Raw genomic sequence first — 14102 nt, 5'->3', positions numbered from 1 at the left:
ATGCGTAACGCCCTGGCCAGCCTCGGCCAGATGTTCGTGGCGGTGGCGGTGGCCGTCGTCGTCGCCGTGGTCTCGCTGACCGCGATCTCCCGGGTGCAGTGGCCCGCCTTCCCGTCGTCAAACCAGCTGCACGCGCTCACCACGGTGGGGCAGGTGGGCTGCCTGGCCGGTCTGGTCGCCGCGGGTTGGGCATGGCGACGGTGGCGCTGGCCCGCGCAGCTGGCCGGGCTGGTGTTCGTGTCGGCGTTCACCGTGGTGACGCTGGGCATGCCGCTGGGCGCGACCAAGTTGTACCTGTTCGGCATTTCCGTCGATCAGCAGTTCCGCACCGAGTACCTGACGCGGCTGGCCGACAGTCCGGCCCTGCGTGACATGACCTACATCGGGCTGCCGCCGTTCTACCCGCCGGGCTGGTTCTGGATCGGCGGGCGGGCCGCGGCGCTGAGCGGAACGCCGGCCTGGGAGGTGTACAAGCCCTGGGCCGTCACCTCGATCACCATCGCGGTCGCCGTGGCCCTGGTGCTGTGGTGGCGAATGATCCGGTTCTCCTACGGGCTGATCGTCACCACCGCGACGGCCGCGGCGACGCTGGCCTACGGCGCGCCCGAGCCGTACGCCGCGATGATCACCGTGCTGCTGCCGCCGGTGCTGGTGCTGACCTGGTCGGGGCTGCGGGCCGGCGAACGCGAGGCCGACAGTGCGGCTGGCCGCACACTCGAGCCCGAGCGTGAAGCTGGCCGCACACTCGAGCCGCGCCGCGGCTGGGCCGCCGTCATCGCCGCCGGTCTGTTCCTGGGATTCACCGCGACGTGGTACACGCTGCTGTTCGGCTTCAGCGCCTTCACGTTCGGCGTGATGGGCCTATGGGTGGCCGGGTCGCGCTGGCGGCAGGGCGGTTTGAGGGCGACGCTCGAACCGCTGCGCCGGCTGGCCGTCATCGCGGTCATCGCGGCGGCCATCGCGAGCACCACCTGGCTGCCCTTCCTGTTGCGGGCGGTCGGCAGCCCGGTGAGCAACTCCGGCAGCGCCGCGCACTACCTGCCGGCCGACGGCGCCGTTCTGACCTTCCCGATGCTGCAGTTCTCCCTGCTGGGGGCGGTCTGCCTGCTGGGCGCGCTGTGGCTGGTCGTGCGCGCCCGGTCGTCGGTGCGGGCAGGCGCCCTGGCCATCGGCGTGCTGGCCGTCTACCTGTGGTCGCTGCTGTCGATGCTCACCACGCTGGCGCGCACCACGCTGCTGTCGTTCCGGTTGCAGCCCACCCTGACCGTGCTGCTGGTGGCCGCCGGGGCGTTCGGATTCGTCGAGGCGACGCGGGCGCTGTCCGCGCGCGGCCGGGCCGTGCTCCCCCTTGCCGGCGCCGTCGGCCTGGCCGCGGCGATCGCGTTCAGCCAGGACATTCCCGACGTGCTGCGGCCCGACCTCACCGTTGCCTACACCGACACCGACGGCAACGGGCAGCGCGGCGACCGCAGGCCGCCGAGCTCGGAGAAGTTCTACCCCGACATCGACCACGCCATCACGACCGTGACCGGCCGGCCGCGCGACCAGACCGTCGTGATGACCGCCGACTACAGCTTCCTGTCCTTCTATCCCTATTGGGGATTTCAGGGACTGACGTCGCACTACGCCAACCCGCTGGCGCAGTTCGACCTGCGGGCCGCCCAGATCAAAAAGTGGTCCAAACTCAAGTCCGCCGACGAGCTCCTCCACGCGCTGGACACCTGCCCCTGGCCGCCGCCGACGGTGTTTCTGATGCGCCGCGGCGCGAACGGCAACTACACCCTGCGGCTCGCCGAGGACGTCTACCCCAACCAGCCCAACGTCCGTCGCTACACCGTCGACCTGCGGGCCGCGCTCTTCGAGAGCCCGCAGTTCGTGGTCCACAGCGCCGGCCCGTTCGTGGTGGCCATCCGCAAGCCCGGACCGAGCCGCTGATGAGCACCGACACCTCGCCGCCGGGCGTCGAAGAACTAGCATCTACCACCGTGGCCGACACGGGAGCGAACCACCGGATCACGCGGTGGGTTGCAATCGTCGCCGGGCTGCTCGGGGCTTTGCTGGCCCTCGCCACACCCCTGCTGCCGGTCAATCAGACCACCGCGCAGCTGAACTGGCCGCAAAACGGCACGTTCGCAAGCGTCGACGCCCCCCTGATCGGGTACGTGGCCACCGACCTCAACATCACCGTGCCGTGCCAGGCCGCCGCCGGGCTGGCCGGACCGCAGAACGCCGGCAAGACGGTGCTGTTGTCCACCGTGCCCAAGCAGGCGCCCAAGGCCGTCGACCGCGGGCTGCTCATCCAGCGCGCCAACGACTACCTGGTGGTGGTGGTGCGCAACGTCGCGGTCGTCACCGCCCCGCTCAGCCAGGTGCTCAGCCCGGCCTGCCAACGGTTGACCTTCACCGCGCACGCCGAGAAGGTCACCGCCGAATTCGTCGGGCTGACCCAGGGCCCCAACGCCGAGCACCCCGGCGCGCCGCTGCGCGGGGAGAAGAGCGGCTACGACTTCCGGCCCCAGATCGTCGGCATCTTCACCGATCTCGCCGGGCCGACGCCGCCCGGCCTGAGCTTCTCGGCGACCGTCGACACCCGCTACAGCAGCAGCCCGACGCAGCTGAAGATGGCCGCGATGATCCTCGGGGTCGTCCTGACGGCCGCCGCGCTGGTCGCGCTGCATCTGCTCGACACCGCCGACGGCACCCGGCACCGCCGCTTCCTGCCGTCGCGCTGGTGGTCGGTCAGCGGGCTGGACGCGCTGGTCATCGCCGTTCTGGTGTGGTGGCAGTTCGTCGGCGCGAACACCTCCGACGACGGCTACATCCTGACCATGGCCCGGGTGTCCGAGCACGCCGGCTACATGGCCAACTACTACCGCTGGTTCGGCACGCCGGAGGCCCCCTTCGGCTGGTACTACGACCTGCTGGCGCTGTGGGCCCACGTCAGCACGGCCAGCATCTGGATGCGACTGCCCACCCTGGCCATGGCGCTGACGTGCTGGTGGGTGATCAGCCGGGAAGTGATGCCCCGCCTGGGCCACGCCGTCAAACGAAACCGCGGTGCGGCGTGGACGGCGGCCGGCATGTTCCTAGCGGTGTGGCTGCCGCTCAACAACGGCCTGCGCCCCGAGCCGATCATCGCGCTGGGCATCCTGCTCACCTGGTGCTCGGTGGAGCGCGCGGTGGCCACCAGCCGCCTGCTGCCGGTGGCGATAGCCTGCATCATCGGCGCGCTGACCCTGTTCTCCGGGCCGACGGGCATCGCCTCGATCGGCGCGCTGCTGGTCGCGATCGGGCCGCTGCGCACCATCCTGCACCGCAGGTCCAAACGGTTCGGCGCGCTGCCGCTGGTGGCGCCGCTGCTTGCCGCGGTCACCGTCACCGCCATCCTGATCTTCCGGGACCAGACGCTGGCCGGCGAGATCCAGGCCAGCATGCTCAAGCGCGCCGTCGGGCCCAGCCTGAGTTGGTTCGACGAGCACATCCGCTACGAGCGGTTGTTCATGGCCAGCCCCGACGGGTCGGTCGCGCGCCGCTTCGCCGTGCTGGCGCTGATCCTGGCGCTGGCGATCACCGTGGCAATGTCGTTGCGCAAGGGGCGAATTCCGGGCACGGCCGCCGGGCCCAGCCGCCGCATCGTCGGCATCACCATCATCTCGTTCATCGCGATGATGTTCACGCCCACCAAGTGGACCCATCACTTCGGGGTGTTCGCCGGGTTGGCCGGATCGCTGGGTGCGCTGGCCGCGGTCGCGGTGACCGCCGCGGCGATGCGGTCCCGGCGCAACCGAACCATGTTCGCCGCGGTGGTGCTGTTCCTGGCGGCGTTGTCGTTCGCGAGCGTCAACGGCTGGTGGTATGTGTCCAATTTCGGTGTGCCATGGTCGAATTCGTTCCCGGCGTGGCATTACGCCTTCGCCACGGCACTGCTCGGGCTGACCGTTCTGGTGCTGCTGGTGGCGGCATGGTTCCATTTCGTTTCACCGAACAACGGGTCGTCGCCGACCCGCGCGACCGCAATCATCCAGTCCCCCTTGGCAATTGCGACGTGGTTGCTGGTCGTGTTCGAGGTCGCGTCGCTGACCCTGGCGATGACCGACCAGTACCCCGCCTGGTCGGTGGGCCGCTCCAACCTGCAGGCTTTGGCCGGCAAGTCGTGCGGCCTGGCCGAGGACGTGCTGGTGGAACAGGATCCCAACGCCGGGGCGCTGGCCCCGGTGGGCGCTTCGGTGGGCGACGCGCTGGGAGCGAGCCTGTCGGAAGCCTTCACCCCCAACGGCATTCCCGCCGACGTCCGCGCCGACCCGGTGATGGAGCGTCCGGGCGACCGCAGCTTCATCAACGACGACAAGCTGGTCACCGGTGCCGAGGCCGGCACCGAGGGCGGCACCAACCCGGCGCCGGGAATCAACGGTTCGGTGGCCCAGCTGCCCTACAGCCTGGATCCCTCGCGCACGCCCGTCCTGGGCAGCTGGCGCCCCGGCATCCAGGTGCCCGCGCACCTGCGGTCGGGCTGGTACCGCCTGCCGGCCCGCGATAAGGCCGGGCCGCTGCTGGTGGTAAGCGCGGCCGGCCGCTTCGACCCCCGCGAGGTCCAGGTGCAGTGGGCCACCGACGAGGAGGCCGCGAGCGGACACCCCGGCGGGTCCTTCCAGTTCGCCGACGTGGGCGCCTCGCCGGCGTGGCGCAACTTGCGGTTGCCGCTGTCGGCCATCCCCAGTAACGCCACCCAGCTGCGGTTGGTCGCCGACGACGAGGACCTGGCGCCGCAGCACTGGATCGCGCTCACACCGCCGCGGATCCCGCAGCTGCGCACGCTGCAGGACGTGGTCGGCTCCAAGGATCCGGTGTTCCTGGACTGGCTGGTCGGGCTGGCGTTCCCCTGCCAGCGGCCGTTCGGCCACCAGAACGGCGTCGACGAGACGCCGAAGTGGCGCATCCTGCCGGATCGCTTTGGCGCCGAAGCGAACTCGCCGGTGATGGACAACAACGGCGGCGGCCCGCTGGGGGTCACCGAGCTGCTGTTGAAGGCGACCACCATGGCGACCTATCTGAAGGACGACTGGTCGCGTGACTGGGGCTCGCTGCAACGGTTGACGCCGTATTACGCCGATGCCCAGCCCGCCCGGCTCCAGCTGGGGACGACCACGCGCAGCGGGCTGTGGAGCCCCGCGCCGCTGCGCAAGACATAGGCACCGCCGACATGACGGCGACCCTGATGAGCATGGCCCGCGACGAGCGGGCCGACCTGGCCGAATTTCTCGCCACCCTGACGCCACAGCAGTGGGACGCGCCCAGCCTGTGCACGCGCTGGACCGTCAAAGACGTTGTCGCGCATATGATCAGCTACGAGGAGCTCGGCGCGCTGGGGCTGCTGAAGCGCTTCGCGAAGGGCTGGGTAGTCAGGGCCAACCAGGTGGGAGTCGACGAGTTCGCCGACCTGAGCCCCCAGCAGCTGCTCGACTTCCTGCGCGCCCATCTGGAACCGCGCGGGCTGACGGCGGGTTTCGGCGGCATGATCGCGCTCGTCGACGGCACGATTCACCACCAGGACATCCGCCGCGCGCTGGACCGCCCGCGCACCGTGCCGGCCGATCGGCTCGAGCGGGTGCTCGGTCTGGTCCCCGGCAATCCCAGGCTCGGGGCCGGCCGCCGGATCCGCGGACTGCACCTGCGCGCCACCGACATCGACTGGGCGCACGGCCGCGGCCCCGAAGTGACCGGGCCCGGCGAGGCGCTCCTGATGGCGATGTCCGGCCGACCCGCGGCGCTCGCCGAGCTCGACGGCCCGGGCCTGGACACGCTGGCCGGCCGGCTGACCCGGTGAACAGCCCGAAGACCCGCTGCGCGGCCCCGCGTCCTCAGCGGACATAGTGGCTTCGCTTACGATCGAGCCTCGTGCCCCACGACGATGATCGGCGATCCCAGCGGATCCCACGCTTGGTGGCCGTCGTCGCGGGGCTTGTCGGACTGCTGCTGTGCGCGCTGGTCCCGTTGCTCCCGGTGAAGCAGACCACCGCGACCGTGCTGTGGCCGCAGGGCACCGCCGACGGGCACGTCACCCAAGTCACCGCGGCCCTGGTGTCCGGCGCGCCGCGCGCGCTAGACATCTCCATCCCGTGCGCCGCGATCGCCACGCTGCCCGCCGGCGGCGGCTTGGTGGTCTCCACCCTGCCCGCGGGCGGGTTGGACGCCGGCAAGAACGGCCTGTTCGTCAGGGCCGACAAGGACCTGGTTGTGGTCGCATTCCGCGACACCGTGGCCGTGGCGGCGCCGCGCCCGGCGGTCACCGGCGGCGCCTGCAGCGTGCTGCACGTCTGGGCCGACGCGGGCAACGCGGGGGCCGACTTCGTCGGCATCCCGGGCGCCTCCGGGATCCTGCCGTCCGAAAAGAAGCCCCAAGTCGGCGGCATCTTCACGGATCTGAAGGTGCCCGCCCAGCCGGGGCTGTCGGCCCGCATCGACATCGACACCCGGTTCATCACCGCCCCCACCGCCGTCAAGCAGCTCGCGATGGCCGTCGGAGCCCTGGCCGTCCTCACGGCCGTCGCCGCGCTGGCCGCGCTGCATCGCCGCAGTCGCGGCGGCGGCGCGCTGGTGAACTGGCGCTCGCCGATCGCTTGGCTCGCCCGCTACCGCCCGCGGGCCCGGTGGAATTCGTGGCGGCGCGTCGGGATCGCCACATGGATCGCCGACGCCGGGGTGATCGCGACGTTGCTGCTCTGGCACGTCATCGGCGCCACCTCCTCCGACGACGGCTACAACCTGACCATCGCCCGCGTCGCCCCGAAGGCCGGCTACATCGCCAACTACTACCGCTACTTCGGCACGACCGACGCGCCGTTCGACTGGTATCTGGGCCTGCTGTCGCGGTTGGCGTCGGTGAGCACCGCCGGCGTGTGGATGCGCCTGCCCGCCACGCTGGCCGGGATCACCTGCTGGCTGATCATCAGCCACTGGATCCTGCGCAGGCTGGGGCCCGGCAGGGGCGGCCTGGCCGCGAATCGGGTGGCGGTGTTCACCGCGGGCGCGGTGTTCCTGGCCGCGTGGTTGCCGTTCAACAACGGGCTGCGCCCCGAGCCGCTGATCGCGCTCGGCGTGATCATCACCTGGATGCTGGTGGAGCGCGCGATCGCCCTGCAGCGCCTGGCCCCCGCGGCCGTCGCGATCTTCGTCGCGATGCTCACCGTGACGCTGGCGCCGCAGGGCCTGATCGCCGTCGCCGCGCTGCTGACCGGGGCCCGGGCCATCGTCCAGATCATCCGGCGGCGCCGGGCCACCGACGGGCTGCTGGCTCCGGTCGCCGTGCTGGCGTCGTCGCTGTCCTTGATCACCATCGTGGTGTTCCGCGGTCAGACGCTGGCCACCGTCGCGGAGTCGGCGCGCATCAAATACGAGGTCGGGCCGACCATCGCCTGGTACCAGGACTGGCTGCGCTACTACTTCCTCACGGTGGAGTCCAACCCCGACGGGTCGATGGCGCGCCGATTCGCCGTGCTGGTGCTGCTGCTGTGCATGTTCGGCATGCTGGTCACCCTGCTGCGCCGCGGCCGCATCCCGGGCGTGGCCAGCGGCCCGGCGTGGCGGTTGATCGGCACCACGGCGTTCGGCCTGCTGTTGTTGACTTTTACGCCGACGAAGTGGGCGGTCCAGTTCGGTGCGTTCGCCGGGCTGGCCGGGGCGCTCGGCGCGGTGACCGCATTCGCCCTGGCCCGGATCGGCCTGCACAACCGCCGCAACCTGACGCTGTACGTCACCGCGCTGCTCTTCGTGCTGGCGGTCGCGACCTCCGGCGTCAACGGCTGGTTCTACGTCGGCAACTACGGGGTGCCCTGGTACGACATCCAGCCGGTCATCGCCAGCCACCCGGTGACGTCGATGTTCCTGGCGCTGTCGATCGCGACCGGGCTGCTCGCCGCCTGGCAGCACTTCCGGATGGACTACGCGGGGCACACCGAGGTCAAGGACAACCGGCGCAACCGGGTTCTCGCGTCGACCCCACTGCTGGTGGTCGCGACCATCATGGTGGTCGGTGAAGTCGCCTCACTGACCAAGGGCGCGGTGTTCCGCTACCCGCTCTACACCACCGGCAAGGCCAACCTCGCCGCCCTGACGTCCGGGCTCTCGCCGACCAGCTGCGCCATGGCCGACGACGTCCTGGCCGAGCCCGACCCCAATGCGGGCATGCTGCAGCCGGCGCCCGGCCAGACCTTCGGCCCCGACGGACCGCTCGGCGGCAGCAACCCGGTCGGCTTCAAACCCGACGGCGTCGGCGACGACCTCAGGTCGTACCCGGTGGTCACCAAGCCGGGTGTAGTGAATTCCACCGGGTCACCCAACAAGCCCAATGCCACCATGAGCGACTCGGCCGGCACCGCCGGCGGTAAAGGCCCGGTCGGGGTCAACGGCTCGCACGCGGCGCTGCCGTTCGGCCTGGACCCGGCCCGCACCCCGGTGATGGGCAGCTACGGGGAGAACTCGCTGGCCGCCACCGCGACCTCGGCGTGGTACCAGCTGCCGCCGCGTAGCCCGGACCGGCCGATCGTGGTGGTGACGGCCGCCGGCGCCATCTGGTCGTACAAGGAGGACGGCACCTTCACCTATGGGCAGCAGCTGAAACTCCAGTGGGGCCACCGCGATTTGGCCCGTCCCGACGCCCCCACGCAGCCACTGGCAGAGGTGTATCCGATCGACATCGGGCCGGAGCCGGCGTGGCGCAACCTGCGGTTCCCGCTGACCTGGGCGCCGCCCGAGGCGAACGTGGCGCGCATCGTCGCGTACGACCCGAACCTGAGCTCGGATCAGTGGTTCGCCGTCACGCCGCCGCGGGTCCCGGTGCTGGAGACTTTGCAGCAGTTGATCGGGTCGCGCACCCCGGTGCTGATGGACATCGCGACCGCCGCGAACTTCCCGTGCCAGCACCCGTTCACCGAACACCTTGGCGTTGCCGAACTTCCGGACTACCGGATCCTGCCCGATCACAAGCAGACGGCGGCCTCGTCGAACGGGTGGCAGGCCGGCGAGGACGGGGGCCCGTTCCTGGTCACCCAGGCGATGCTTCGCACCTCGACGCTCGCGACCTATCTGCGTGGCGACTGGCATCGCGACTGGGGATCCGTGGAGCAGTACTTCCGGTTGGTGCCGGCTGACCAGGCGCCGGACGCCGTTATCGAACAGGGTGTGATCACTGTGCACGGCTGGAGCCGGCAGGGACCGATTCGGGCGCTGCCATGAGCACGACGACGGCGGCCGGCAAGGACGTGCGGACGACGCGCTGGGTGGCGACCATCGCCGGGCTGCTCGGGTTCGTGCTGTCGATGGCGACCCCGCTGCTACCCGTCGTGCAGACCACCGCCACCTTGAACTGGCCACAATCCGGCCAGCTGAACAGCGTTACGGCGCCGCTGATTTCGCTGACCCCGGTCGACATCACGGCGACCGTGCCGTGCTCGGCCGTGCGCGCCCTGCCGCCCGAGGGCGGGGTCGTGCTGAGCACGGCGCCCAAGAAGGGCAAGGACGCCGCGCTGAACGCCCTGTTCGTCGTCGTCAACGGCAAGCGCGTGGACGTCACCGACCGCAATGTGGTGATCGCCAGCGCGCCGCGGGACCAGGTGGAGTCCCCGCAATGTCAGCGCATCGAGATCACCTCGACCAAGGCCGGCGCGTTCGCCACCTTCGTCGGGCTCAATGATCCGGCGGGCAAACCGATCAACGGTGGTTTCGCCGACCCGAACCTGCGGCCGCAGATCGTGGGGGTGTTCACCGACCTCACCGGCCCCGCGCCGCCGGGCTTGAAGTTGTCGGCGACCATCGACACCCGGTTCTCCACCACGCCGACGACGCTGAAGCTGACCGCGATGGTGCTGGCGATCCTGTCGACGATCGTCGCGCTGGTCGCGCTGTGGCGCCTCGACCAGTTGGACGGCCACCGGATGCGCCGGCTCATCCCCGCGAACTGGCGCACGTTCACCCTGGCCGACGTCGCGGTGATCTTCGGGTTCCTGCTGTGGCACGTGATCGGGGCGAATTCGTCGGACGACGGCTACATCCTGGGCATGGCCCGGGTGGCCGATCACGCCGGCTACATGTCGAATTACTTCCGCTGGTTCGGCAGCCCCGAGGACCCGTTCGGCTGGTATTACAACCTGCTGGCGCTGATGACCCATGTCAGCGACGCCAGCCTGTGGATGCGGTTGCCGGACTTGATCGCCGGCATCGTGTGCTGGTTGCTGCTCTCCCGTGAGGTGCTGCCCCGACTGGGGCCCGCGGTCGCGGCCAGCAGGCCGGCGAACTGGGCGGCGGGCATGGTGCTGCTCACCGCGTGGATGCCGTTCGACAACGGCCTGCGCCCCGAGCCGATCATCGCCGTCGGCTCGCTGATCACGTACGTCTTGATCGAGCGCTCCATGCGCTACAGCCGGCTGACGCCCGCCGCGCTGGCCGTCATCACCGCGGCGTTCACCCTCGGCGTCCAGCCCACCGGCCTGATCGCGGTGGCCGCGCTGGTCGCCGGTGGCCGCCCGATCCTGCGCATCCTGGTCCGCCGGCATCGGCTGGTCGGCACCTTGCCCCTGGTGGCGCCCATGCTGGCCGCGGGCACGGTCATCCTGACGGTGGTGTTCGCAGACCAAACGCTGTCAACGGTGTTGGAAGCCACCAGGATTCGGACCGCGATCGGACCCAGCCAGGCCTGGTACACCGAGAACCTGCGCTACTACTATCTGATCCTGCCCACCGTCGACGGCTCGCTGTCGCGACGCTTCGGCTTCCTGATCACCGCGCTGTGCCTCTTCACGGCCGTGTTCATCATGTTGCGGCGCAAGCGAATTCCCGGCGTCGCCCGCGGCCCGGCCTGGCGGTTGATGGGTGTCATCTTCGGCACCATGTTCTTCCTGATGTTCACCCCGACCAAGTGGGTGCACCACTTCGGGCTGTTCGCGGCGGGGGGCGCCGCGATGGCCGCGCTGACGACGGTGCTGGTGTCGCCCAAGGTGCTGCGCTGGTCGCGCAACCGGATGGCCTTCCTGGCGGCGGTGCTGTTCGTGTTGGCGCTGTGCTTTGCCACCACCAACGGCTGGTGGTACGTCTCCAGCTACGGCGTGCCGTTCAACAACAGCATGCCGAAAATCGGCGGAATCACCATCAGCGGAGTCTTTTTCGCGCTCTTCGCGATCACCGCGGTGTACGCGGCCTGGTTGCACTTCGCCGGCCCCAGCCATGGCGAGGGTCGGCTGGCCCGGGCGCTGACGGCCGCACCCGTCCCGCTGGCGGCCGGCTTCATGACGCTGGTGTTCATCGCGTCGATGACGGCCGGCATCGTGCGTCAATACCCCACCTACTCCAACGCCTGGGACAACCTGCGGGAATTCAGCGGGGGATGCGGGCTGGCCGACGACGTGCTCGTCGAGCCGGACAGCAACGCCGGCTTCATGGCGCCGCTACCGGGCGACTACGGACCGCTGGGCCCACTGGGCGGCGTCAACCCGACCGGGTTCACCCCCAACGGCGTTCCGGACCGCACCCTGGCCGAGTCGGTCAAGGAAACCTCGGTGCCGCAGCCCGGCACCGACTACGACTGGGACGCGCCGCTCAAGCTGACCACCCCGGGCGTCAACGGGTCGACGGTGCCGCTGCCGTACGGCCTCAACCCCGGGCAGGTTCCGGTGGCCGGCAGCTACACGACCGGGCCGCAACAGCAGAGCAGGCTGACCTCCGCGTGGTACCAGCTGCCGAAGGCGGACGACGGGCACCCCCTGGTGGCGGTGACCGCCGCGGGCACGATCACCGGCAACAGCGTGCTGCACCACCACACCACCGGCCAGACCGTCGTGCTGGAGTACGGCAAGCCAGGACCCGGCGGCGACGTCCTGCCGGCCGGGCGCATCGTGCCCTACGACCTCTACGGCGAGCAGCCCAAGGTGTGGCGCAACCTGCGCTTCCCGCGCGCCCAGATCCCCGCCGACGCCGTCGCTGTGCGCGTGGTCGCCGAGGACCTGTCCCTGACGCCGGACGACTGGGTCGCCCTGACCCCGCCGCGCGTGCCGGAACTGCGCTCCCTGCAGGAGTACATCGGTTCGACGCAGCCCGTGCTGATGGACTGGGCGGTCGGGTTGGCGTTCCCGTGCCAGCAACCGATGCTGCACGTCAACGGGGTCACCGAGATTCCGAAATTCCGGATCACCCCGGACTACAACGCCAAGAAGCAGGACACCGACACCTGGCAGGACGGCGTCAACGGCGGCCTGCTGGGCATCACCGACCTGCTGTTGCGGGCGCACGTGATGTCCACCTACCTGTCCCGCGACTGGGGCCGGGACTGGGGATCGCTGCGCAAGTTCGACACCATCGCCGACGCGCAGCCCGCCCAGCTCGATCTCGGCACAGCGACGCGCAGCGGCTGGTGGTCCCCGGGCCCGATCCGGATTAAGCCGTGACGATTAATAAAGGCTTTCGCCGTAATTCGGCAGCCGCCAAATAACCGCACAAATTAACGATTGAGTAATTGCAGCCGAAAGGTTTAATTCGGCCGAAGGCGGGCTAATACCTATTCCGCTGTGATCGAGTTCACACGGGACCCAATAGGTGGCATTATGCGCGCGCTGACACGCGTCGGAACATGTGCGGCGGCGATCACCGTGGTGATCACCCCGGCGGCGACGTTCGAAATCACCACGGCCGGCGCCGAGGGCGCCACCACGGTCGTCATGGACAACTACTTGCGGCGCTGCGATTTCAGCCGCGTGGCCGAGGCCCCCAAGGTGCCGAGCCCGATGCTCGGCACCGGTTCGGCGCTGATCCATACCTCCGGCTCACGAGCCGTCGCCGAGGTGCACCTGTACGACGAACCCGAGCCGGGCACCCACTTCGACGTCGGGCTCATCCAAATGCCGCGATCGTCGTCGAGCACCTGCGGACCGGGCGATCCGGGCACCGCCTTCGCCGGCATGGACACCGACGCGGCGGGCAATGGAACGGCGGTCGTGCAAGACGCCATTCGGCCCGGCACGACGGGCGTGTGGGTGATTATCGAGCGGCGCAACGGAAACTCGCAGAATCCGGCGGAGTTTTACACCTCCGAGTTCGTCGCGCCCGTCTAACTCCCGCCCCGGCAGCCAGTGCCTTAAGTCCCTATCTCGACGCCACGGTCGAGTGCTCCGATAAAGGGGTCGCCGAATGACCGGCGTCGGATGAGAGGCACGGCAATGAACGCTCCGCAACAGCCGCCGACCCCGACACGCTTTTTGTGCCGCGTGCTCGGCCCCTTCCTCGTCGTCGTCGACGTGACGGCGGTGGCGCGCGCCTCCGACATGCAGTCGCTGCTGTCGCAGTTCGAGGCGAACTCGATGTGGACGTTCGTGACCGGCGCCTTCATCCTGCTGCTCGGCCTCACTATCGTTGCCGCGCACCAAAACTGGCGCGGGGCCGCGGCGATCACCGTTTCGCTGCTCGGGTGGCTGATCGTCCTGCGCGGGGTGCTGCTGGTCGCCTTCCCCAAGTTCTTCGCCTCGCTGGCCAACGACATGATCGGCGCGCAAGGCTGGTGGATCGCGCTCTGTGTCGTCTTCGCCTTGGTCGGCCTGTACCTGACCTACGTCGGCTGGGCACCGGCGCCGAAACGGCCGACAACTCAAGGGGCGGCGGTCAACCCGGATCTGCCGCGAGCCGCGTGAGCGACCAGGGACCGCCGCCGCACCGGCCAACCGAACGCGCGGGCGAGGACGAACTCACCGGTGACATCGGCACCGCGGTACCCGCCGAGTTCGACGCCCCGGAAACCGCCGCGGAGGACGACAGGCCCACGCTGAGCCCGGGCACGGCGCTGCTCATCGTCAAGCGCGGGCCCAACACCGGCTCACGGTTCACCCTGACCCAACCGGTCATGTCCGCTGGCCGGCATCCGGAAAGCGACATCTACCTCGACGACATCACCGTCAGCCGCCGGCATGCCGAATTCCACAGCGCGGGTGGGCAATTCCGCATTATCGACGTGGGCAGCATGAATCACACCTATCTCAACCGGGAGCCCGTCGACGAGGCGGTGCTGGCCGACGGCGACGAAATCCAGATCGGCCGGGTGCGTCTGGTTTTCCTCACCAACGCGTAGC

The 14102-nt window shown here is 69.8% G+C and carries 8 protein-coding genes; all 8 read left to right on the top strand.

All coding sequences use genetic code 11. The features are described from left to right. The 8 genes from A5730_RS05680 (at window position 1) to A5730_RS05645 (ending at window position 14101) form a co-directional block, all read left to right on the top strand. Complete coding sequence (locus tag A5730_RS05680; protein ID WP_067896814.1) at window positions 1-1935, top strand: galactan 5-O-arabinofuranosyltransferase; 1935 nt, start codon at window positions 1-3, stop codon at window positions 1933-1935. Then, a complete protein-coding gene (locus A5730_RS05675) occupies window positions 1935-5189 on the top strand; it encodes an arabinosyltransferase domain-containing protein (protein WP_067896811.1) in 3255 nt (1084 codons plus the stop codon). The genes A5730_RS05680 and A5730_RS05675 overlap by 1 nt, the downstream gene beginning before the upstream one ends. Window positions 5190-5200: 11 nt before the next feature. Then, complete coding sequence (locus tag A5730_RS05670) at window positions 5201-5824, top strand: maleylpyruvate isomerase family mycothiol-dependent enzyme (protein WP_067896874.1); 624 nt, start codon at window positions 5201-5203, stop codon at window positions 5822-5824. 71 nt (window positions 5825-5895) lie between these two features. Continuing rightward, entirely contained in the window at window positions 5896-9231 is a 3336-nt protein-coding gene (locus tag A5730_RS05665; RefSeq protein WP_067896808.1) for an arabinosyltransferase domain-containing protein, read from the top strand. After that, a complete protein-coding gene (locus A5730_RS05660; RefSeq protein WP_067896805.1) occupies window positions 9228-12431 on the top strand; it encodes an arabinosyltransferase domain-containing protein in 3204 nt (1067 codons plus the stop codon). The genes A5730_RS05665 and A5730_RS05660 overlap by 4 nt, the downstream gene beginning before the upstream one ends. 156 nt (window positions 12432-12587) lie before the next feature. Continuing rightward, window positions 12588-13094, top strand: a complete 507-nt coding sequence (locus tag A5730_RS05655; RefSeq protein WP_067896802.1) for a hypothetical protein — start codon at window positions 12588-12590, stop codon at window positions 13092-13094. Window positions 13095-13199: 105 nt separating this feature from the next. After that, window positions 13200-13667 carry a hypothetical protein gene (locus A5730_RS05650; protein ID WP_067896799.1) on the top strand — a complete coding sequence of 156 codons (468 nt, stop codon included), beginning with the start codon at window positions 13200-13202 and terminating at the stop codon, window positions 13665-13667. Then, entirely contained in the window at window positions 13664-14101 is a 438-nt protein-coding gene (locus A5730_RS05645; protein ID WP_067896796.1) for an FHA domain-containing protein, read from the top strand. Before A5730_RS05650 ends, A5730_RS05645 begins: the two co-directional genes overlap by 4 nt. The last annotated feature ends 1 nt before the right edge of the window (window position 14102 follow it).

Source organism: Mycobacterium sp. ACS4054, from assembly GCF_001667275.1.
Classification (GTDB): Bacteria; Actinomycetota; Actinomycetes; order Mycobacteriales; family Mycobacteriaceae; genus Mycobacterium.
This window is presented reverse-complemented; position numbering and strand designations above follow the sequence as displayed.